A 22180-nucleotide genomic window follows, 5' to 3' on the forward strand; every position below is an offset into this window, starting at 1 on the left:
CACCTGTTGGGAGGTATATTTTTTTTCGCCCAATCATAAGTTTTTATGTAGATGATTAGCAATTTGCCTATCTTGTCATAGGATATATAGACTTATGCCTGAGGAGGGAAAAAGAGTGAAAATCCATATTGTTCAAAAAGGGGACACTCTTTGGAAAATCGCCAAGAAATATGGTGTGAATTTCGAAGAGGTAAAGCAGATGAATGCCCAGCTATCGAACCCTGATATGATTATGCCGGGTATGAAAATCAAAGTTCCGACAACAGGGGGATCCGTAAAAAAAGAAGCACAGATAAAGTTCGGATCTAAAGAAGCTCCTAAAAAAGAAATGCCGATGAAGGAGATGCCTAAAGCTGAGCATCCTTTTAAAGAGCAGAAGCCGATCACGCAGCCTGTTGCCGAAGAAAAGCCAAAGGAAGCACAAAAACCGTTTACTCCGAAGATGCCGAAGCCGGTCATCCCGGAAATTGATATCAATAATTATTACATGATGAACATGGCGAATATGCAAATTCAGCAGCCTATGCAAAAACCGATGCAAAAACCGGTCCAGCAGCCCAAACCGCAGCCCAAACCACAGCCTAAAACTCAACCTAAAGCGAAAGCTCAACCAAAAATGCCGCCTAAACCTTCCAACATTCTTCCACAAGCCAAAGATATGAAACCACCTAAAGCAGAAAAACCTAAGCAAAACAATGTAAAAGGAATTCATGATGATGATGAAAGCTTACAAATGCCGTCTCAACCGGCACAATCAGCACAACCACAAGGAGGGTACAATCAGCCTATGTATTTCAACCCGTATAATTGCGTACCTGTATCACCAGTAATGCCAGGATCCGGATTCGGCGGACCTCATGGAGGAATGCAGCCTGGTTATGGAATGCCGATGGGGCCGGGAGGTCAGGTCCAAGGTGCGATGATGCCTGGAATGCAGCAAATGCCAATGATGCCTGGAATGGGCTATGATGATGAATCTTCAATGATGCCATACATGCCGCATCAAAGTCCGATGGGTCAGCCGTCCGGAGTGATGGGAGCCCAGTCACCAATGGGTCAGCCATCCGGAGTGATGGGGGCACAGTCACCGATGGGTCAGCCGTCCGGCGTGATGGGGGCACAATGGCCGATGGGTCAGCCATCCGGAGTAATGGGAGCCCAGTCACCGATGGGTCAGCCGTCCGGAGTAATGGGAGCCCAATGGCCGATGGGTCAGCCGTCCGGCGTGATGGGAGCCCAGTCACCAATGGGTCAACCATCCGGCGTGATGGGTGCTATGGATGACGAAGATGGATATCCTACTGTTCAAATGCCTTCACAAACAGCTCCAGGTCAATGGATGCCGTATGATAATTGCTACCCGGTATCCCCGGTCATGCCGGGATCAGGATTCCCTGGGGGCATGCATGGTCAGCCGATGTGGCCAGGTCAGGTTCAAGGAGCGATGGATGAGTCACCTTCTTCAGGACAATGGCCGATGGGTCAGCCATCCGGGGTGATGGGAGCCCAATCGCCAATGGGTCAGCCATCCGGAGTGATGGGAGCGCAATCGCCGATGGGTCAGCCGTCCGGAGTGATGGGAGCGCAATCGCCGATGGCTCAGCCGTCCGGGGTGATGGGAGCGCAATGGCCAATGGGTCAGCCGTCCGGGGTGATGGGAGCCCAATCGCCAATGGGTCAGCCGTCCGGAGTAATGGGAGCGCAATCGCCGATGGGTCAGCCGTCCGGGGTGATGGGAGCGCAATGGCCAATGGGTCAGCCGTCCGGAGTGATGGGAGCGCAATCGCCGATGGGTCAACCATCCGGAGTAATGGGCGCTGCCGATAAAGATGACTGCGGCTGCGGAGGACCTAAGGGATATGGTGCGATGCCACAAGGAATGCAGGCTCCATACGGGTATGGTCCTGGAATGCCGGGTCAGGGGATGCCGATGGGTCAAGGGATGTTTGGACCAAGAGCATTCTCCATGCCAAACTTCCAAGATGATGATCTTGACAGCTGATATCCACCCGGGAGGAGACGATTATACGTATCGTCTCCTTTCTTTTTTAAAATACAAATTAAATGATTCATCCGCATCCCTGAAGAAATTAAAAGAAGGTAAATGGGTTTTATATAGTAATGGAAGAAAGTGGTTTGTCAAAAAATATTCCAGCCAGAGCAGGTTTATCATGCAGGAAACGTTGGTTCGGATGTTAGTACAGCAGAATTTCCCTCATGTCCTTCAGTTTCACCCGATACATCAAAGAGAGATGCTCATATTCGAAGGTCATCCAATCGGATTGACGATTTGGCTTGAGACCGGTGAACCAATCAACTATGGAAATACACAAGACAGGATGGACGTATTAATTGTGTTAAAAAAATTTCATGCCTGCACCGGGAAAATGCAAGGTAAATGGCTGGATGAACTTCCAAGATACAAGTGGTTGAAGAAGTGGAAAAAACGATTGAATCAATTTGAACATAATATCCCCTTTCTTCAATCATTCATCCAGCCATATTATCTCTATACTTATTTGGAATGGGGAAAGCGCGCTGTTGAACAGCTGGAAGTACTGGGCATGATGGAGAAGCCTGTATGCATTACACACGGGGACGTAGCGCATCACAATTTTTTAAGAGGTAAAAACGGGAATGTCTATTTGATCGATTTCGATTTGATTGCTTTCTCTACGCCTTTAATGGATGACTTGCAATTTTGTAACCGCATCCTCCCGTTTATCGATTGGTCGCTGAATGAAATAAAACAATTGAATGTTTATCACCCTTATCTCAATCAGCTCATCTTTTACGTGGGATTACTATACCCTACAGATATTTTCAGGGAGTGGAATCGATTCCTCAGGGAAGATTACAATTATAAACAGAGGGCATGGAACTATCTCATTCATTTGACCATCCATCAATTCCCACAAAGAATGCAATTTTCTCAAGAGGTGCATCATGAAATGAACCGTCTCCTTAATCCATAATGTAGGAGAAGTCTCCAACTACTTGAAGGAATGAAGACTGCCGCACTTTCACAACCTAATGATGAGCATGTAATATGCTCAATCAGCGGGTTGAAGGAGGAAGCACCATTGAATAAAAAATTATTCATGGTACCATTGGCAGCCGTCATGACGATGGGTCTGGCAGCTTGTAATACAGGTGAAGAAGAAGCTCAGAACCGGTATACAGATTCCTATGAACCACTCGGTTTCTACTCCAACGAAGGCCACGGTGGAGATGAGCGGGACGAGAGGGATGGTCCACTGACCGAAATGTATGACCATTCGCCGATTGGCAGGGAAGGACAGGATATCCGCCAGAAAAAACGTGAATACCTTCAAGTCAAGGACGAAAACGGAAATCCAAGGAACCCTTCCGCTCCACTGGCGAATTATGATAAAAGCTTCCTTGAACAGGATGGCCGTGCCAGTCATGGAGATGCAAATTATCATGGTCATTTAGATGATAATACCCGAAAAGCCAACAGATCTTACTACACTGCTTACGAAGGGGACCTTGCCGAGAAAATTGGGGAGGTTACCGGTAAAGTGGATAACGTAAGTGATGTCCGTGCAGTTGCCTACGGTACGGATGTGCTGATAGCAGTTGAACTCCAAGATCACAGCAGAGACAAAGAAGAAGAAACAAAAGCAAAAATTAAGAAAGCTGTTAAACCATATCTTAACGGCCGTTCAGTAAAGGTTGTTGCCGACGAAGGAACGTTCAGCCGAGTCAGAAATATCGATAATGACCTGCGTGACGGCGGGCCGTTTGAAGGGATCAACTTAGATATCGACAATATGTTCAAGGCCCTAAAGAATAATGATTGAAATAAAGGTCACTAAAAGAGTATCCCTCTTTTGGTGATCTTTTTTTGTTTGGGCAGGCAGACAAAAAAAGTAAATGATATTGGATATTCTTAGCAGGGTTTGGCAACACTAGTTATTGAAGAAGGCTTCGGTTATTTTATCCGTAAAGAGCCTTGAAGTACGACATTAAACGAGTACGAGGTGATCACGATGACGATGAAGATTCGAATCGTGTTTATGGTAATGCTGCTTTTTGGTGCATTTTATTTCACTTTCTTTTATACAGAAGAAAAACAGGCCGCCGATCGAGAAAACGTTCAGCAGGAAGACCCGGTTGATGTGGTTTCAGCGCATACTGTTACAGTGAAATTGGAAAGAGTGTACCTGGATGGGGAAATCAGTGAAGAAATTGTCCAGGAGACAATCTGGAGTATGGAAGATTTCTGGGCAGCCTATGCTGACTGGCAGCTGATTGATATGACCGAGGAGGAAGTCGTTTTTCAAAAACAAGTGGACGATATTTCGCCATTGTTAAAAACGAACGGCTATTTCGGCATATCAGAAAATGGGGTTCTGTCCATCTTTAATGGAAAACCCGGCCAGGCAGAGATCATACAATCTTTTTTTCAGATTGATGTCGAAAAGCTTGAAAGTAACAGTCATGAGACTTTACTAAAAGGTATCCCTGTGAAGTCCAAGCAGAAATTCGAAGAAGTTTTGGAAAGTTTTAAACAGTATTCTGTGCCGGAATGAAGAGCGTTTAAAGTTGCATCACGGGTAAAGTTAAAAACTTAATATACTATATTAAATTAAACAACCAGAATGGGACGGAATTCTGGTTGTTTTTTGTATATAGGACCACATAATTATGATAAGGAGGCACTATAAAAGATTGTAGAGGTACATAAATACTCAATTTTTAAGGCTGACATAGAGGGTATAGCAGGTGCGGACGGGGGTGTTTTTTTTGTTTAAGGGCGGTATTCTTTACATAAGGGCGAAATTTTGATTATTTGGGCGAAATTATCAATTTAAGGGCGCTATCCCTATTATAAGGGCGAACTGTCGATTACTAGCCACAACCTCATCGGAAGAAAGAAATATCCGTCTTTAACTACAATCAACAGCTGGAACCAACAAAATATATATTCCTTTCCCAATTTGCATTCACAATCAGTAAATCTTTGATAAAATAAGAACAGATGTTTCGCTGAGAGGCGCGATTTTCCGCTCTTATGCTGAAACATGTGATACAATGAATATTTAAGATAGGTGGCGTATGTCCATAGCGTCAGGCCATTTCCTGCCGGCTGAACGAACCGCCTCCGCTTTTATAGACAGGGAGAGAACTCAATGTATGAATATATAAAAGGGACTGTAAGCCAGGTGGGTCCCGAGTATGTAGTAGTAGAAAATAACGGGATCGGCTATCAGCTCTATACGGCCAATCCATTTCTTTATTCAAAATACCAAAATCAAGAGATGCAGATTTTTACATATCAGCATGTGCGGGAAGATCTCATTGCTCTTTATGGGTTTCTCGCATTGGAAGAAAAATTATTATTTATGAAATTATTGAATGTATCAGGAATCGGTCCCAAGGGTGCTTTGGCCATTTTGGCATCGGGTGCCCCGCAGCAGGTCATTTCCGCGATCGAAGAAGAAAATGAAAGCTTTCTGACAAAGTTTCCGGGGGTCGGGAAGAAAACTGCCCGCCAGATGATCCTTGACTTGAAAGGCAAACTCCAGGATGTCGTACCGGATTACTTCCCGAATCTGTTCAATGAACATGAAGGAACTCAAACAGGATCATCAGATAAAGATGAAGCATTTGAAGAGGGGATCCTTGCTCTTAAGGCCCTTGGTTATTCGGACAGGGAGATCAAGAAGGTGACACCAAAACTAAAAGGGCAAGGCTTATCGGCGGATGAAATCATCCGGAAAGCCCTTCAGCTGCTGCTTAAATAAAGATTTCAAGAAAGGAGGAAGGCTGGATGGAAGAAAGAATTGTATCAGGTGAATCTGAATTCAATGAGGATTCCTTCGAGTATTCATTGAGACCTCAGACGATAAAACAATATATCGGTCAGGACAAAGTGAAAAACAATCTGGAAGTGTTTATCGAAGCGGCAAAAATGCGCCAGGAAACCTTGGATCATGTTCTTCTTTACGGGCCGCCGGGATTGGGGAAGACGACCCTGGCAGCGGTCATAGCCAATGAGATGGGTGTGAATCTGCGGACGACGTCCGGACCGGCAATCGAAAGGCCGGGGGATCTTGCCGCTGTCCTTACAGCACTGGAGCCGGGTGATGTACTGTTTATTGATGAAATTCACAGGCTCCCCCGTGCAATTGAAGAGGTATTATATCCCGCCATGGAAGATTTCTGCCTTGATATCGTGATCGGCAATGGCCCAAGTGCCAGGTCCGTCCGCTTAGATCTTCCGCCTTTCACGCTTGTCGGAGCCACGACGCGGGCAGGTGCTCTTTCAGCACCGCTCAGGGACAGGTTTGGAGTTTTGTGCCGTTTGGAATACTATAATGAAGAGCAATTAAATGAAATTGTTCAGAGAACGGCGGCGATACTGAATACGAAGATCGAAGCGACCGCATCAGTTGAGCTTGCGAGACGTTCACGGGGAACCCCGAGAATAGCGAACAGATTGCTTCGCAGAGTGAGGGACTTTGCGCAGGTCAAAGGGAACGGTGATATCACCACAGAGCTTTCAAGGGAAGCGCTCGAACTTCTTCAAGTCGATAAACTGGGACTCGATCATATCGATCATAAGCTGCTCCGCGGCATTATTGAACGCTTCAGGGGAGGACCTGTCGGACTTGATACCATTGCTGCAAGTATCGGTGAAGAATCCCATACGATCGAAGATGTGTACGAACCCTATTTGCTGCAGATCGGCTTCTTACAGCGCACTCCAAGGGGGAGGATCGTTACGCATCTTGTATATGAACACTTTCAACTGGAGGTGCCGGCCAAGTGACAGGACTGCCGAAGATGTTGATGGTCATCGGAGGAATCATATTGATCATCGGATTCCTGATGCAGTTTATCAAAATAGGGAAACTCCCTGGTGACATCGTCATCAAAAAAGAAAACACAACATTTTATTTTCCACTTATGACTTCTATTTTGTTAAGTGTTATACTTTCACTTGTCTTTTATATCATAGGACGATTTAAATAGACCTCATATGTGAGATTGAAAAGCTGGGTGACATGAAGTGAATGTAGAAGATTTTGATTTTCATCTGCCTGAGGAATTGATCGCTCAGACACCGCTTGAGCATCGTTCCGAAAGCAGATTGATGGTATTGGACAAAGAAGATGGTTCCATAGAACATTATCGTTTTAAACATATCGTTGATTTCCTGAAGGAAGGGGACTGCCTTGTTCTGAATGATACAAGGGTCTTGCCGGCGCGGCTTTTCGGACAGAAGAAGGATACAGGCGCCAATATCGAAGTGCTTCTATTGAAGCAGGAAGACGGGGATCAATGGGAAACACTCGTAAAGCCTGCGAAGCGGGTAAGAGTCGGTACGGAAATCATCTTCGGCGATGGAAAGCTGAAAGCGGTATGTGTCGGGTTGAAAGAACATGGGGGAAGAATACTCGAATTCCAGTATGATGGTATTTTCTATGAAGTGCTGGATGAGCTGGGAGAAATGCCTCTGCCTCCGTATATACGGGAGCGCCTTGATGAACAGGACAGATATCAGACTGTGTTCGCAAGGGAGAGGGGATCTGCGGCAGCGCCGACAGCAGGCCTTCATTTTACAGAGGAGCTCTTGGAAGAACTGAAAGCAAAAGGGATACATATTGCCTTTATCACTCTTCACGTAGGTCTTGGAACGTTCAGGCCTGTTTCAGTGGATAATATCGAAGAACATGACATGCATGCGGAGTTTTATCAGGTGTCAGAAGGTACAGCGCGCTTGTTGAATGAAGTGAAAAATAGCGGCGGGAGAATCATCACTGTCGGGACTACATCGACACGGACGCTTGAAACCATTGCTTCGAAGCATGGGGAATTCGTCGAAGAAAATGGCTGGACCAATATCTTTATCTATCCCGGTTATGAGTTCAAGGGGATTGATGGGCTGATAACGAATTTCCATCTCCCTAAATCCACCTTGATCATGCTTGTCAGTGCGCTGGCCGGAAGGGAGAATGTACTGAACGCTTATGAAACGGCAGTAAAAGAGAAGTACAGATTCTTTAGTTTCGGCGATGCAATGTTTATAAAGTAATCATAAGCTTTACCTAATTTGGAAGGAGAATCACCACCTTGACTGCAATAAAATATGAATTGATCAAAACGTGCAAACAGACCGGGGCGAGACTCGGACGTGTTCATACACCGCATGGATCCTTTGAAACACCGGTCTTCATGCCGGTCGGGACACTTGCCACTGTGAAAACGATGTCCCCGGAAGACCTTAAGTCAATGGATGCAGGAATCATACTCAGCAACACGTATCATTTATGGCTCCGTCCCGGACATGAGATTATCAAAGAGGCAGGCGGCCTTCATAAATTTATGAATTGGGACCGCGCCATCCTCACAGATTCCGGTGGATTCCAGGTATTCAGTTTGAGCAAGCTCCGTCAAATCGAGGAAGAAGGGGTTCATTTCCGTCATCATCTGAATGGTGATAAATTATTCCTCAGTCCCGAAAAAGCGATGGAAATCCAAAATGCGCTTGGTTCTGATATCATGATGGCGTTTGATGAATGTCCTCCATACCCTGCGGAATATGAGTATATGAAAAGTTCGGTGGAGAGGACTTCAAGATGGGCTGAACGCTGTCTTGCAGCTCATCAGAGACCGCAGGACCAGGGGCTTTTCGGAATCGTTCAAGGGGGGGAATACGAAGAACTCCGTAAACAAAGTGCGCGGGACCTCGTTTCCATGGACTTCCCGGGATACGCTGTCGGAGGTCTTTCAGTAGGCGAACCGAAAGATGTCATGAATCGCGTTCTCGATTTCACGACCCCTCATCTGCCGACGGATAAACCTCGTTATTTAATGGGAGTAGGGTCGCCGGACTCGCTCATTGACGGTTCCATCAGAGGAGTCGATATGTTTGACTGTGTGCTTCCGACACGCATTGCGCGTAATGGAACTCTTATGACGAGTGAAGGGCGCCTTGTCGTGAAGAATGCAAAATACGCTAGGGATTTCCGGCCAATCGATGAAAATTGTGATTGCTATACGTGTAAAAATTATAGCCGTGCATATATCCGTCATCTCATCAAATGTGATGAAACCTTTGGGATACGCCTTACGACTTATCATAATCTTCATTTTCTGTTAAACTTAATGGAGCAGGTCAGACAAGCGATTCGAGAAGATCGACTGGGGGACTTCAGAGAAGAATTTTTCGAACAATACGGCTTCAACCGTCCAGATGCGAAAAACTTCTAAGCTATAAAGAATGGAAAGGAGGGGAAAAGGAATGGAAGGTTTAGGTACGATTTTACCGTTGATCCTTATGTTCGTACTATTCTACTTTTTGCTTATTCGTCCGCAGCAGAAGCGTCAAAAAGCGATTTCGAAAATGCAGAATGAACTGGCGAAAGGTGACAGAATCATTACGATCGGCGGGTTACACGGAACGATTGATGCCATTGAAGAAGGCAAGGTAGTCATCCTGTGCGGAGACGGAAGCCGACTTACATATGATCGCAATGCAATCAGGGAAGTAGTCAGTGTATAAAGAACCATAATTGAAAAAGCTGCTCCAATATGTGCCAAGCACATAGGAGCAGCTTTTTATTTATGCTTGCTGTGTTTCCTGATTTAATCCCCTGCAGGGCCTCCGCTTAAGTTTACTCCAAGAATGCCTCCCATCATCGCCGTCAGGATGTAACAGCCATGATAAACCATCTGTTCGACTGAAAAAAGGCTGTCATATCCCAAGTATTGAAATAAGAACACGATGACCGTGTAAATCAGTCCGGTCGATCCCCCAAGCATCCAGCCTTTCGTTTTCCCTTTTCCACCGGACATGAACCCGCCGATGAATAATGCCAAAAATGAGATGATCGTGACAAATAACGATATCGAACTCTCGGTAAGTTCGGTAAATCGAAGCATTAATGAAAATACAAGACTTGCCACAACTGCTATAAGAAAAATGGTTAAAGTTCCGTAGAATACGGCACCTCCGATTTTTTTCGCTTCGATGATGGTCCTCCCCTTTCTGCCTCTCTTATTTAATTTTCTACTAGTACAAGCATATTCACGGGGATTTGAAAAAAGACTAGAAATTTTTCATGGTCAAGCCTCATAGACTTATTATGAAACTTGACTTCGGGCAGAAGGAGCTTGATTATGTCACCGACTCTCGTTCTTATCGTTTTTATCCTTGTATATATTCTGTTGATCTCAGAAAAATGGAACCGCGTCCTGGCAGCGATGGCAGGAGGGGCTGCCATGCTTTTGATAGGGGCATTCCCTATAGAAAAAGCTCTCTTTACCTATATTGATTGGAAAACCATCGCTCTCCTGTTTTCCATGATGCTCATTGTCACGATGACAAGTAAAACCGGTTTTTTCGAATATATTGCGATTCGTCTGGCACAGTCCGTAAACGGGAACGGGCTGGCCCTGCTCATTCTTTTCTCGATGCTGGCTGCAGTGGGATCCGCATTTTTGGCAAATGTGACGATTGCGATGCTGCTTGTCCCCATTTTGTTTAAGCTTACTAAGTTACTTGACCTTCCCCCGATACCGTATCTGATCATGACCATACTCGCCTGCAATATAGGTGGGACCGCGACACTGATAGGGGATCCGCCTAATATGATGATCGGGCAGGCAGTAAAACACTTTACTTTTAACGCTTTTATTGAAAACCTTCTTCCGGTGGTGGCGATTGTGTATGTTGTCACACTATTGATCATGGGGGTGGTGTACAGGGAGGTCCTTCATGTGAAGGAAGACCGAAAACTACTTCTCAAAGGTGTAACTGCAAAGGATTATCTGAAACGAAACAATGGTTTATTCCAATCGATTGCCGTGCTTTTGATGGTACTCACAGGTTTTTCGTTATACCCTATGTTCCATCTTGATGTGACAACTGTGGCCATTGCAGGGGCGGTGCTCTTGATGCTGCTCCTTGAAAAGATTTACCCTCCGGAAAGTATTTTGAGAGAAGTGGAGTGGGGGACATTATTCTTCTTCATAGGGCTGTTCCTGCTTGTAGGAGGGATTGAAGAAGCGGGATTCATCGATGAAATCGCACGTGAAATCATAAGGGCGACAGATGGTGATATGCAGAAAACATCATTTGTCATTCTATGGGGTACGGGAATCCTTTCAGCCGTGGTGGATAATATTCCGTTTGTGGCTGCCATGATCCCTGTCATCCAGGAATTCGGTGAATTTGGTATGGTCAATATGGATCCGGTTTGGTGGTCGCTCGCTTTGGGAGCATGTTTGGGAGGGAACGGCACACTGTTGGGGTCTTCATCGAACTTGGTCATTGCGGGGCTTGCATCGAAAGAACATGTACATATCAAGTTTTATCAATATTTGCTCATTGGCGTCCCCATCACCCTGATTTCGCTGGCTGTTTCAACCGTGTATGTTTACTTTAAATATATCCGCCCTTTCCTGGGTGGATAAAAATTCCTCCGATTATTTTTCCAGGAACGTTCATACTACTAGGTGAAATGTTTTTTTGAGGGGGAAAAGTTGTGGAGGAATATGGAGTCATAATAATACGCACACTTTTTCTTTATTTATTGATTACATTCATCTTTCGAATCATGGGAAAACGGGAGATAGGGGAGCTGAGCATATTAGACTTGGTTGTCTTTATCATGATTGCCGAGATGGCTGTATTGGCCATCGAGGAGCCGTCAGATCCGATCATTCACACCATACTCCCCATCGGTGTAATGGTGATCGTCCAATTTATTTCTGCCTGGCTTTCTTTACGGTCGAAATCGTTCAGGGAGTTTGTCGATGGAAAGCCGACCGTACTGATCCATAATGGGAAAATAGATGAAAAAGAAATGAAGAAACAGCGGTATAATTATGATGATTTATTACTCCAGCTGCGTGAGAAGGATATCTTCAACCTGGCAGACGTGGAATTCGCCGTTCTTGAGCCGTCAGGAAGCTTGTCAGTTCTGAAAAATGAAAAGAAAACCCCAGGCTCATTGACACTCCCGCTGATCCTTGACGGGCAAGTCCAAAGCAACCATCTGGAGATGATGGGGAAAACCTCATTCTGGCTGAGGAAAGAGCTGCGTCAAAGGGGATATAAGGAAATTTCTGATATATCTTTCTGCAGTTTTCATAACGGACAATTTTATATTGATTTGATTGATAAATAATATCTTAGTTGCTTAATAATTAGTGATAGCCGGTTCATTTTAATTATAAAAACCAGTTTACCTTCTGGTGGTTGCAGGGCTTCTCTGCAAGTTAGCCAGTGGGCAAATCGAAAAAGCCCCCATTCTGATTTCGACTTCATCAGGAAGGAGGCTTTTTGCATTTCCTTTGATAAGACTAAGTGTTGTTATGGACTGGATCCAGCTGTTGATTGGAGTGCAAGAAGCAGACTCCTGCGGGAAAAGCGAGACAGGTGAGACCTGTCTAGCTGCAGGGCTTAGAGGCACATGTCATAAGTCAAACCGACCAAGAAGGCAAAGAACGCCTTCATGGCCGATTCGCCTTATGCCACCCGCCTCTAGGCAAAGCCCCTCCGCTTTTCTAACCCGCAGGAGCGTATGCGACGAGGAGGCTCACAGGCCGCCCGCGGAAAGCGAAGTCTTGCACGGAAATCAACAGCGGTGATTAAAACGAAAGATTATGTCAAACAATGAATCTGCGCAAAAACGGAATCCTGGCCAAGTCATTTTTCACGATGAGCTTCAAGGCGATGGAAAGGCCGGTGTACACAATCGTTGTGGAAATGACTCCAAACAGCAGCCTCCACATAAGGCCTTCATTCGTAAACAGCGTCAGGAATGAATAATGACCCCACAACCCCGAAGCAGCGAGGACCAGGATGATTTTTACATAATCCCTGAGATAAATGGTCATCGGTATATATTTGAGAATGGTCATGAAATGAAGCAGGGTGACCAGCATGAAGCCAGTGACGATTCCTAAAGCGGCTCCGTTGATCCCAAAAGCCGGCTGGGAGGCAAGAATGAAAATCACCGCGGTCTTTACGACTGCTCCGATCAGGCTGTTGACCATGGCTGCCCGTGCAAGATTCAAAGCCTGCAGCACCGCTTGCAGCGGTCCTTGATAATAATAAAACAGGAAGAATGGGGCCATGATCATGAGAAATGCCGCACCGCTTTCACTGCCATACATGACCTGCATGAGAGGCTTAGCGTATATATACAAAATGACGACCGAGATACCCCCGGTGATCAGGCAAAAACGTAACGCCTGTTGCAGCCTGTGTTCAATCAACGAATAGTTTTTATTCGAATTTGCTTCACTGATCGCAGGCACCAATGACTGGGACAGGGATAACGTGACGAATGATGGCAAAAATAGGAGTGGGAGTGCGTAGCCTGTCAGTGAACCGTACTGTTTTGTAGCCATCGACGCTGCCACTCCTGCAATGGCAAGGCTGTGAGCGACGACGATGGGTTCAAAAAACCAGGCGATCGACCCGATCATCCTGCTTCCTGTTGCAGGAAGGGCAACACTCATCAATTCATTGAAGGTGTGCCGTCCGTCTTTCATCGATTTAAAGAAGTTCTTCCTTATTTTAAATTTCTTTCTTAATTTAAAACTGGCAAACAAATAAAGCAGTGAAGCAAGTTCTCCAAGTACGGAAGCCGCCATGGCCGCAGCTGCAGCATATTCGATACCATATGGAAGGAATGTCTTCGTCAATACGGCAATGAATGTGATGCGGACTACTTGTTCGATGACTTGTGAGATGGCAGACGGTTTCATATTCTGTCGGCCCTGGAAGTATCCTCTGATAACAGAAGAGATGGCCACGATCGGGATGATCGGGGCGATGGCGACAAGAGGATAATAGATACGTTCATCCGTGAACAGTGTCTCAGTTAAATAGGGAGCCAGTAAGATTAGGGCAGGGGTGAATATCAAAGATAGGAGTAAAGTAGTGGATAGGGAGACAACCAAAATTCTTTTGACTTTCCGGATATCTCCTTTGGCTTCCGCCTCTGCAACATTCTTGGATATGGCTACAGGGAGTCCCAGCTGTGTGATGGTGATGACAAGAATCAAGGTCGGGAATGCCATCATGAATAGCCCTACGCCTTCTTCACCGATAAACCTGGCGACGACGATGCGATTGACAAAACCCAATATTCTTGTAATAAAGGCTGCAACCATGAGGATGATTGTACCTTTAAGAAACTTTGACATAAAATTCCCTGCCTTCTCAAAATTGGTATTATCGTATACAATAATGTATATGCAGGCATGTGGACAAAGCATGACAAGTTGTACATAATTCTGGCTAATTGTGATAGGTTAGCCCTAGGCGGTGACGAGGAATGAAAGCAAATCAGCATCCTTACGATCGTTTTTATGATTCATTAGAACCAGCACTTTCAAGTAAAGTGGAAGAGTTCGAAATATTGGGATATGGCAAGGCGAACGTGGAACGGCTTTGGGCTTATTTGACTAAAAAGAAGTGGAAGAAGCCTGAGGTGGACGTGATGCTTTTTCAATTGGTAAGTGACGTCCTGTCAGTCAAGCCGGGAGAATACATGAGCTTTGAAACGGTGGAAGCGTACCGTTCCCCTAATTGGTTCGAGGATATCAATGAAGAGGAATTAAATGCACTTTTGCGTCCAGGGAAGAAAAGGTAAATTGTCTGAAATTTAATTGACACTCCTTTGATTCTCATAGATAATGAGTATGGATTTATCGGGAATATAATAGAGTCATTTTTATCATGTGGTGAAAAACGGCAAGGAGGATTTATACATAATGGTAAAGCGCGGCCGAATAATCGCCTTCTTTTTACTTGTGTTTTTACTTGCAGGTACTATGGGAGGAACAGCAAAAAGCATCCTGGACAACATTAAATTAGGGTTGGACCTTCAGGGTGGTTTCGAAGTACTATATGAAGTCCAGCCCCTTAAAGATGGGCAGAAAATAACGAAAGAAACAGTCTCGAATACTGCAGATGCACTGGACAAGCGTATCAACGTCCTCGGTGTCAGTGAACCGAATATCCAAATTGAAGACGGAAATCGGATCCGTGTTCAGTTAGCTGGTGTAGAGGATCAGAATCAAGCGAGGGAAATCCTGTCCACGCAGGCAAACCTCACGTTCCGGGACGTAAATGACAAGGTCCGCCTTGATGGTTCCGATCTGGTCTCCGGAGCGGCAAAACAAACGTTTGATGAACAGAACAATCCGATCGTTTCCCTTAAATTAAAGGATCGTGAAAAGTTCTATCAATTGACAAAAGATATTCAGGGAATGGCTCCTGAGAATCAACTGGTCATCTGGCTTGATTATGAAGAGGGGAAAGATTCTTATAAAGAAGAAGCGGGTAAACAAGATCCCAAGTTCTTATCCGCTCCTGCAGTAAGCAAACCAATCAACTCAGATGAAGTCATCATTGAAGGTAATTTCACAGTGGAAGAAGCACAGAATCTGGCATCCCTCTTAAATGCAGGTGCACTACCTGTTAAATTGGATGAAATCTATTCCACTTCCGTCGGGGCACAATTCGGTCAGCAGGCCCTTGATAAGACAGTACTGGCGGGGATTATCGGAATCTCGATCATTTTCTTATTCATGATTGCTTATTACCGTTTCCCTGGTCTGATAGCGACCATCACGCTGTCGGTTTACATTTATCTTGTTCTGTTGATTTTTGATCTAATGAACGGGGTATTGACGCTGCCGGGTATTGCAGCCGTCATTCTCGGTGTCGGGATGGCAGTCGATGCGAATATCATTACGTATGAAAGAATAAAAGAAGAGATGAAAGTGGGTAAACCGATCCGTTCGGCTTTCCAGGCAGGAAATAAATCTTCCTTCTTAACGATTTTGGATGCGAATGTAACCACCATACTTGCTGCTTCTGTACTATTCATGTATGGGACTAGCTCTGTAAAGGGATTTGCGACGATGCTGATCGTCAGTATCCTGACGAGCTTTATTACAGCTGTTTGGGGATCACGTCTATTGCTCAGCCTGTGGGTCCACAGTAAATTCTTTAATAAAAAGCCGGGCTGGTTCGGAGTGAAGAAGAGTGAAATCAAGGATCTGGCTGAGAACTATGATACACTCGACCTCCCTACCAAGTTTGACCGTTTCGATTTTGCGAAGCAGCGCAAGAAGTTCTTTGCTTTTTCAGGAATTTTGATAACTGCGGGTATCCTGATTCTCCTCATTTTCAAGCTGAACCTTGGAATTGACTTTATCAGCGGATCTCGAATGCAGATCCTTGCAGAGGAAAGCCTGACAACTGAAGAAGTAAAGAAAGAATTGGAAGAAGTCAAATTGTCTTCTGATGATATAGTGATTTCAGGGGATAAGCAGAATGTTGCAGTCGTCCGTTATACGGAAGATCTCAGTAAAGGTGATATTGCCAAGTTGAAAGATCATTTCAATGGTCTTTACGGTGCAGAGCCGAGCATCAGTACGGTTTCACCTGTCATTGGTAAGGAACTTGCCAAAAATGCGATGATTGCAGTTGCCATTGCATCCATCGGCATCATCATTTATGTAACGTTCCGTTTTGAATGGAGAATGGCTTTGGCATCCATCGCGGCACTCTTGCATGATGCATTCTTTATCATCGCTTTCTTCAGTTTGACAAGGCTTGAGGTAGATATCACATTCATTGCAGCGGTCTTGACGATTGTGGGGTATTCGATCAATGATACGATCGTTACCTTTGACCGTATAAGGGAAAACCTCCATAAAAAGCGCCGCTTGAAATCAGAAGAAGATATCGAAGATGTGGTCAACCAGAGTCTGCGCCAAACGATGGGCCGCTCAGTAAACACCGTCTTGACCGTAGTCTTCGCTGTCATTGCGCTCCTGATTTTCGGAAGCGAATCGATTCTGAACTTCTCGATTGCATTATTGGTAGGTTTGATTGCTGGTACCTATTCTTCAGTATTCATTGCATCCCAATTGTGGCTGGTCATGAAGAAAAAGGAACTGAAGAAAAAAGGGACGATCAAAACAGTGAAAGAAAAGAAAAAGTGGTCGGACGAACCACAAGTTTAATAGCAATAAAAGCAAAGATCCAGGGCATCCCTGGATCTTTTTCTTTGGCGATTAAGTCGCGTTTTTTTACGGAGTTAGGTTACAATAGTAAGGTAGTAGAAGGAGGTTACTTCATGAATCCTGAAGATCGTTTTAAAAAAGCTGAATTCGCTGCTATGGTTGGAATTGTCGGGAATATACTTCTTGCCCTTATCAAATGGTGGGCGGGAGCAGCCGGAAACAGCCGTGCGCTGATTGCAGATGCCGTTCATTCTGCTTCGGATGTAGCGGGATCCCTGGCTGTCTATATCGGTCTGCGTGCAGCAAAGCAGCCTCCTGACAAGGATCACCCCTATGGGCACGGAAAAGCGGAATCGATCGCAGCAATCATTGTCGCAGTCTTATTATTTTTAGTGGGCATTGAAATCGGCAAATCGTCCATCGAATCATTTTTTCATCCCTTGACTCCTCCTGGGATGATTGCGATTTATGCTGTCATATTTTCCATTATAGTAAAAGAAGCGATGTTTCAATATAAATATCGTTTGGGTAAAAGGTTAAAGAGTGATGCCTTGATTGTGAATGCATACGAGCACCGCTCAGACGTTTTCTCTTCAATAGCTGCTCTAATCGGGATTTCAGCTTCCATCCTGGGCGGGAAACTGGAGATCGGGTGGCTGGTATATGCAGATCCGGTAGCAGGGTTGTTTGTCGCACTTCTCGTGCTGAAAATGGCCTGGCATCTGGGCAAGGAATCCATACATAATACACTGGATCACGTCCTCCATGAAGAGGATATCGTTCCTTTACGGAAAATCGTTGAAACCGTGCCCGACGTAAAGGAAATAAACGAATTGCATGCCAGGGAGCATGGACATTATGTCATCATTGACCTGAAGATCAGTGTAGATCCCTCTATGACAGTCGAGGCCGGGCATCGGGTAGGAAAAGCCGTGAAGAAGAAACTGATGGAAGAATCAAATGTAAATGACGTATTTGTTCATATCAACCCATATAATTCAACAGAAGGAGACTCAGGGGATTCGGTTGACTTAATGTAGGAGGAGATAACATGAAATTTCAATGGACATTACTTTTGGGGATATCTTTTGCACTGATCGTTGCGGTATTTGCGGTCATCAATGTCGATCCGGTTACCGTCAATTATTTATTCGGCGAGGCTGAATGGCCGCTGATCCTCGTTATACTAGGATCTGTCCTGATGGGCGGCATCATCATCGGTTCCGTCGGTCTTTTCCGGCTGTATGTCGTCCAGCGTAAAGTCAAAGCATTGGAAAAAGAGAACCTCCTTCTAAGGGAGCAGGCAGAAAAGAAGCATGTAGAAAAAAAGAAAGAGACTTCTTTAAAAAAGCAGGCACCGGATTCGATAGGGGAAACCGGAGAATAACAAAAGAGACTGGGACGGAAGTGTTTTAGTCTAAGTAAAACCCGAACTAATTTGCAATTTAGGAAGCAAATTAGTTCGGGTTTTTAATTTTTTCAAATGTTCATATAGATTTAGGTCTTCCCAGCGGTTGATTGGAGTGCAAGACGAAGACTCCTGCGGGAAGAGTAGCTAATGTGAGACCCCGCAGGAGCGAAGGCGACGAGGAGGCTCACGGGCTACCCGCGGAAAGCGAAGTCTTGCACGGAAATCATTAGCGGCATTAAGAGTCTATACTGAAATTGTTTGTTTTTTATGATGGTTTTTTAGTTTGTCCCAGCCGCATTTTTGTTTTGTTTTCCTAAGTTGGAGAGATTGAAACACCTCCCTCATTTTTGTATAATAAGTAAGGCTGAGGAGTGAACGTATGTTAAATTCTAAAACACGCTGGATGATTGCAGAATCGGACCAGCAAAAGATAGAAGAACTTGAAAGAGAATTAAAAATACCATCGCTTGTTGCGAAATTATTAGTGAACCGAGACTTGAAGAACGTAGAAGAAGCTCGGGATTTTTTGTTTGATACAGGTGATTCTTTTCATGATCCATTTTTATTCAATGATATGAAAAAAGCAGTCGAACGCATACAGAATGCAATTGAAAACCAGGAAAGAATCCTGGTATACGGGGATTATGATGCCGATGGAGTCAGCAGTACGTCTGTGATGATGACTGTTCTTCGTGATATAGGTGCCGAGGTGGAATTTTATATTCCAAACCGCTTCAGTGAAGGCTATGGTCCGAACGAAGCAGCATTCCGCTGGGCAAAGGATGAAGGGTTTACGGTGATCATTACGGTCGATACTGGGATATCAGCCGTACATGAAGCAAAAATAGCCAGGGAATTGGGTGTTGATTTGATCATCACGGACCACCATGAACCGGGTCCTGTCCTGCCTGAAGCACATTCCATCATCCACCCTAAGATAGAAGGCTCAGAATATCCATTCGAAGACCTTGCAGGAGTAGGGGTAGCCTTCAAGCTTGCCCATGCTTTATATGGAGAACTTCCCGCCCATCTCCTTGATCTTGCCGCGATTGGGACGATTGCTGATCTGGTGCCGCTCCGCGGGGAAAATCGGATCCTTGCTAAGCGGGGAATCGCAAAGCTCCGTGTAACGGAACGCAAAGGGATAAAAGCTTTATGCAAAGTGGCAAATTCCCACCAGCATGAAATGACGGAAGAGTCGATCGGTTTTATGATTGCTCCCCGCATCAATGCGGTTGGACGTTTGGGAGACGCAGATCCTGCAGTGGATCTCATGTTAACGGAAGATGAAGAAGAAGCGAAAGCCCTGGCTGTAGAAATCGATTCGCTCAATAAGGAAAGACAAGCCATTGTGACTGAGATGACACAAGAAGCGATAGAGATGGTGGAGAATGATTTTCCTCTGGATGACAACTCTGTACTCGTGATCGGCAAAGAAGGATGGAATTCCGGGGTTGTTGGGATCGTGGCATCAAGATTAGTAGATAAATTCTATCGTCCTACTATTGTGTTGAGCTTTGACTCTGAAAAAGGGATGGCAAAGGGCTCCGCCAGAAGCATTGTCGGCTTTGATTTATTTAAAAGCTTATCAAAATGCCGTGATATCCTGCCGCATTTCGGCGGACATCCGATGGCGGCCGGTATGACATTGGAGCTTGACCGCGTGGGTGAGCTTAGAAATAGACTCAATGAAATTGCTGAAAGTGAATTGACGGAAGAAGATTTTATTCCCGTCACGGTAATGGATGCAGCAGTCAAAATGGAAGAGATTACAATCGAATCGATCGAGAAGCTCTCGCTTCTCGCTCCGTTTGGGATGCAAAATCCCAAACCAAAGTGGGTCATCGAAAATGTTTCGATTGAACACTATAAAAAAATTGGATCGAATCAAAATCATCTTAAAGTAGTGCTGGGGGATGAAGCCAATAAATTGGACGGCGTCGGTTTTGGTCTGGGAGAACTCGCTGATCATATCACACCGTTTTCAGATGCCTCCATCATTGGTGAATTATCGATCAATGAGTGGAATAATCGGAAGAAACCCCAGATCTTCCTGCATGATATTAAAATCGATCAATGGCAGCTCTTTGATGTACGCGGAATAAGGCAAGTCGATAAATGGGAAAAGCATGTTCCCGGAGAAAACAAAAAGATCTTTTGTTTCCATTCATCAACTCTTGAGAAGCTGAATATGAAAGATCGGAAGGACATTCATCTGGTAGAAGATGCTGAATCACTGAATGAGGTATCGATTGATGGTGGAAGCGTCGTGTTCCTGGATATGCCTGCCTCAATGGACCTGGTGAAAGCCATCGTTGGAAAAGGCAAGCCTCACCGCATTTATGCCCATTTCTTCCAGGATGAAGATCATTTCTTCAGTACGATGCCCACCCGTGACCATTTCAAATGGTATTATGCCTTTTTAACAAAGCGGGGCTCGTTCGATTTAAACAAGCATGGCGATGATCTTGCAAAATATAAAGGCTGGTCGAAAGAAACAATAGATTTCATGTCACAGGTGTTTTTTGAATTGAAGTTTGTTACAATAGACAATGGATTTATTTCTCTTAATCCTGTTAAAACCAAGAAAGACTTATCAGAGTCCACGGCGTATCAGAAGAAACAGCAGCAATACGAACTTGAAAACGAGTTGTTATATTCTTCTTACAACGAGTTGAAGGCTTGGTTTAATGAGAGGATAAAAGAGTCCGTTACATTTGAGGAGGAAGTAGAAGCATGGACTTAAAACAATATGTTACAATCGTTGAAAACTGGCCTAAAGAAGGGATCAAATTCAAAGATATCACCACACTCATGGATAATGGTGATGCTTATAGATATGCTACAGACCAAATCGTAGAATACGCAAAAGAAAAACAAATCGACCTGGTAGTGGGACCGGAAGCAAGAGGATTCATCATCGGATGTCCGGTAGCATATGCGTTGGGCGTAGGTTTTGCACCGGTACGCAAACCGGGTAAACTGCCTCGTGAAACGATCAAGAAAGAGTATGGATTGGAATATGGCAAAGATGCTCTGACGATCCATAAGGATGCGATCAAGCCAGGTCAGCGAGTACTTATCACAGACGACCTCCTTGCAACAGGCGGTACGATAGAAGCAACGATCAAGCTTGTTGAAGAACTTGGCGGTATCGTGGCAGGATGTGCATTCCTCATTGAACTCACATACCTAGACGGCCGTGATAAACTCGAAGGATATGACGTCCTTACACTAATGCAATACTAATCGTTTACATTCTTTCATCACCGTCAATACTACACATAAACGAATCCATAAGGGACTGGCATGCCGAAATGTCAGCCCTTTTTTATATATTTGATTATGTTTTCAAAAATAAGATTGATAAAGTCTATGCTTTTATTACGCAGATAAAATATTTGATGGGTACATTCTAAATTCAACTATGCTTATGATAACTTCAATATTTAGTACTTCCAGCTGTTGGTTGAAGTGCAAGACGAAGACTCCTATCAGAAAAGCGGAAGTGCTTTGCTCAGAGGCATATGACACCTGCCTCTAAGCTCTGCAACTGGACAGTTAACTCTCCTTACGAAGCGACAAGGAGGCTCACGGGTCACCCGCGGGAAAGCGAAGTCTTCCACTGAAATCAAAAGCGGTATTAATAGTGATTGAATTCGACTTATTTCGACAAAATTAGATGAAATCTGAGAATTTTACCCTAAACACTTTACAGAACCTTAATTTTTTTTGATAATA

Annotated in this window: 20 protein-coding genes; 18 read left to right on the top strand and 2 right to left on the bottom strand. The window is 44.7% G+C overall.

The genetic code is table 11. The features are described from left to right. Positions 1–115 precede the first annotated feature (115 nt). The 10 genes from safA to yajC all read left to right on the top strand — a co-directional run bounded on the left by safA (position 116) and on the right by yajC (position 9535). Positions 116–2002, top strand: coding sequence for a SafA/ExsA family spore coat assembly protein (gene safA, locus HWX64_RS17865; RefSeq protein WP_175990891.1), 1887 nt, complete (start codon positions 116–118; stop codon positions 2000–2002). Then, on the top strand, positions 1992–2975 hold the full coding sequence (locus HWX64_RS17870; protein WP_175990892.1) for a phosphotransferase: 984 nt from the start codon (positions 1992–1994) through the stop codon (positions 2973–2975). Before safA ends, HWX64_RS17870 begins: the two co-directional genes overlap by 11 nt. 108 nt (positions 2976–3083) lie before the next feature. Further along, complete coding sequence (locus HWX64_RS17875) at positions 3084–3824, top strand: YhcN/YlaJ family sporulation lipoprotein (RefSeq protein WP_175990893.1); 741 nt, start codon at positions 3084–3086, stop codon at positions 3822–3824. 189 nt (positions 3825–4013) lie between these two features. Then, positions 4014–4556, top strand: a complete 543-nt coding sequence (locus tag HWX64_RS17880; RefSeq protein WP_175990894.1) for an intercompartmental signaling factor BofC — start codon at positions 4014–4016, stop codon at positions 4554–4556. Between the two features lie 600 nt (positions 4557–5156). Continuing rightward, positions 5157–5771: a Holliday junction branch migration protein RuvA gene (gene ruvA, locus HWX64_RS17885; protein ID WP_175990895.1), complete on the top strand. Its 615-nt coding sequence runs from the start codon at positions 5157–5159 to the stop codon at positions 5769–5771. 26 nt (positions 5772–5797) lie between these two features. After that, positions 5798–6799, top strand: coding sequence for a Holliday junction branch migration DNA helicase RuvB (gene ruvB / locus HWX64_RS17890; protein WP_175990896.1), 1002 nt, complete (start codon positions 5798–5800; stop codon positions 6797–6799). Beyond that, entirely contained in the window at positions 6796–7002 is a 207-nt protein-coding gene (locus HWX64_RS17895) for a DUF2905 domain-containing protein (RefSeq protein WP_175990897.1), read from the top strand. Before ruvB ends, HWX64_RS17895 begins: the two co-directional genes overlap by 4 nt. Positions 7003–7039: 37 nt before the next feature. Then, positions 7040–8065 (top strand): tRNA preQ1(34) S-adenosylmethionine ribosyltransferase-isomerase QueA, encoded by a 1026-nt coding sequence (gene queA, locus HWX64_RS17900; RefSeq protein ID WP_175990898.1) that lies wholly within the window; start codon positions 7040–7042, stop codon positions 8063–8065. 38 nt (positions 8066–8103) lie between these two features. Continuing rightward, positions 8104–9243 (top strand): tRNA guanosine(34) transglycosylase Tgt, encoded by a 1140-nt coding sequence (tgt, locus tag HWX64_RS17905; protein ID WP_175990899.1) that lies wholly within the window; start codon positions 8104–8106, stop codon positions 9241–9243. Between the two features lie 31 nt (positions 9244–9274). Next, positions 9275–9535 carry a preprotein translocase subunit YajC gene (yajC, locus tag HWX64_RS17910; protein WP_175990900.1) on the top strand — a complete coding sequence of 87 codons (261 nt, stop codon included), beginning with the start codon at positions 9275–9277 and terminating at the stop codon, positions 9533–9535. Positions 9536–9618: 83 nt separating this feature from the next. Here yajC and HWX64_RS17915 read toward each other — a convergent pair whose 3' ends face one another. Next, the gene (locus HWX64_RS17915) at positions 9619–10008 is read right to left on the bottom strand and encodes a TIGR04086 family membrane protein (protein WP_254871243.1); all 390 of its coding nucleotides are present in this window, start codon (positions 10006–10008) and stop codon (positions 9619–9621) included. A gap of 144 nt (positions 10009–10152) precedes the next feature. On the opposite strand from HWX64_RS17915, the gene HWX64_RS17920 reads away from it, so the two are divergent. Both HWX64_RS17920 and HWX64_RS17925 read left to right on the top strand, forming a co-directional pair. Then, positions 10153–11448 (top strand): ArsB/NhaD family transporter, encoded by a 1296-nt coding sequence (locus HWX64_RS17920; RefSeq protein WP_175990901.1) that lies wholly within the window; start codon positions 10153–10155, stop codon positions 11446–11448. 71 nt (positions 11449–11519) lie between these two features. After that, entirely contained in the window at positions 11520–12164 is a 645-nt protein-coding gene (locus tag HWX64_RS17925; protein ID WP_175990902.1) for a DUF421 domain-containing protein, read from the top strand. A 481-nt stretch (positions 12165–12645) separates the two neighbouring features. Here HWX64_RS17925 and spoVB read toward each other — a convergent pair whose 3' ends face one another. After that, positions 12646–14193 (bottom strand): stage V sporulation protein B, encoded by a 1548-nt coding sequence (spoVB, locus tag HWX64_RS17930; protein ID WP_175990903.1) that lies wholly within the window; start codon positions 14191–14193, stop codon positions 12646–12648. 131 nt (positions 14194–14324) lie between these two features. Here spoVB and HWX64_RS17935 point away from each other — a divergent pair, with 131 nt between their 5' ends. The 6 genes from HWX64_RS17935 to HWX64_RS17960 all read left to right on the top strand — a co-directional run bounded on the left by HWX64_RS17935 (position 14325) and on the right by HWX64_RS17960 (position 21688). Then, a complete protein-coding gene (locus HWX64_RS17935) occupies positions 14325–14642 on the top strand; it encodes a post-transcriptional regulator (protein ID WP_175990904.1) in 318 nt (105 codons plus the stop codon). A 121-nt stretch (positions 14643–14763) separates the two neighbouring features. Beyond that, entirely contained in the window at positions 14764–17028 is a 2265-nt protein-coding gene (gene secDF / locus HWX64_RS17940; protein ID WP_175990905.1) for a protein translocase subunit SecDF, read from the top strand. 113 nt (positions 17029–17141) lie between these two features. Then, positions 17142–18068: a cation diffusion facilitator family transporter gene (locus tag HWX64_RS17945; RefSeq protein ID WP_175990906.1), complete on the top strand. Its 927-nt coding sequence runs from the start codon at positions 17142–17144 to the stop codon at positions 18066–18068. 11 nt (positions 18069–18079) lie between these two features. Next, positions 18080–18415 (top strand): lipopolysaccharide assembly LapA domain-containing protein, encoded by a 336-nt coding sequence (locus HWX64_RS17950; protein WP_175990907.1) that lies wholly within the window; start codon positions 18080–18082, stop codon positions 18413–18415. A gap of 403 nt (positions 18416–18818) precedes the next feature. Then, a complete protein-coding gene (recJ, locus tag HWX64_RS17955) occupies positions 18819–21185 on the top strand; it encodes a single-stranded-DNA-specific exonuclease RecJ (protein ID WP_175990908.1) in 2367 nt (788 codons plus the stop codon). After that, complete coding sequence (locus tag HWX64_RS17960) at positions 21176–21688, top strand: adenine phosphoribosyltransferase (RefSeq protein ID WP_175990909.1); 513 nt, start codon at positions 21176–21178, stop codon at positions 21686–21688. Before recJ ends, HWX64_RS17960 begins: the two co-directional genes overlap by 10 nt. Positions 21689–22180: the final 492 nt, after the last annotated feature.

The sequence above is a fragment of the Bacillus sp. Marseille-Q1617 genome, assembly GCF_903645295.1.
Lineage (GTDB): Bacteria > Bacillota > Bacilli > Bacillales > Bacillaceae_B > Rossellomorea.

Excerpts from the sequence above, each read along its gene's own strand:
- ruvB (WP_175990896.1), top strand. The coding sequence starts at position 5,798 with ATGGAAGAAAGAATTGTATCAGGTGAATCTGAATTCAATGAGGATTCC.
- HWX64_RS17945 (WP_175990906.1), top strand. The coding sequence starts at position 17,142 with ATGAATCCTGAAGATCGTTTTAAAAAAGCTGAATTCGCTGCTATGGTT.
- yajC (WP_175990900.1), top strand. The coding sequence starts at position 9,275 with ATGGAAGGTTTAGGTACGATTTTACCGTTGATCCTTATGTTCGTACTA.
- HWX64_RS17935 (WP_175990904.1), top strand. The coding sequence starts at position 14,325 with ATGAAAGCAAATCAGCATCCTTACGATCGTTTTTATGATTCATTAGAA.
- secDF (WP_175990905.1), top strand. The coding sequence starts at position 14,764 with ATGGTAAAGCGCGGCCGAATAATCGCCTTCTTTTTACTTGTGTTTTTA.
- spoVB (WP_175990903.1), bottom strand. The coding sequence starts at position 14,193 with ATGTCAAAGTTTCTTAAAGGTACAATCATCCTCATGGTTGCAGCCTTT.
- HWX64_RS17960 (WP_175990909.1), top strand. The coding sequence starts at position 21,176 with ATGGACTTAAAACAATATGTTACAATCGTTGAAAACTGGCCTAAAGAA.
- HWX64_RS17880 (WP_175990894.1), top strand. The coding sequence starts at position 4,014 with ATGACGATGAAGATTCGAATCGTGTTTATGGTAATGCTGCTTTTTGGT.
- HWX64_RS17920 (WP_175990901.1), top strand. The coding sequence starts at position 10,153 with ATGTCACCGACTCTCGTTCTTATCGTTTTTATCCTTGTATATATTCTG.
- recJ (WP_175990908.1), top strand. The coding sequence starts at position 18,819 with ATGTTAAATTCTAAAACACGCTGGATGATTGCAGAATCGGACCAGCAA.
- HWX64_RS17950 (WP_175990907.1), top strand. The coding sequence starts at position 18,080 with ATGAAATTTCAATGGACATTACTTTTGGGGATATCTTTTGCACTGATC.
- ruvA (WP_175990895.1), top strand. The coding sequence starts at position 5,157 with ATGTATGAATATATAAAAGGGACTGTAAGCCAGGTGGGTCCCGAGTAT.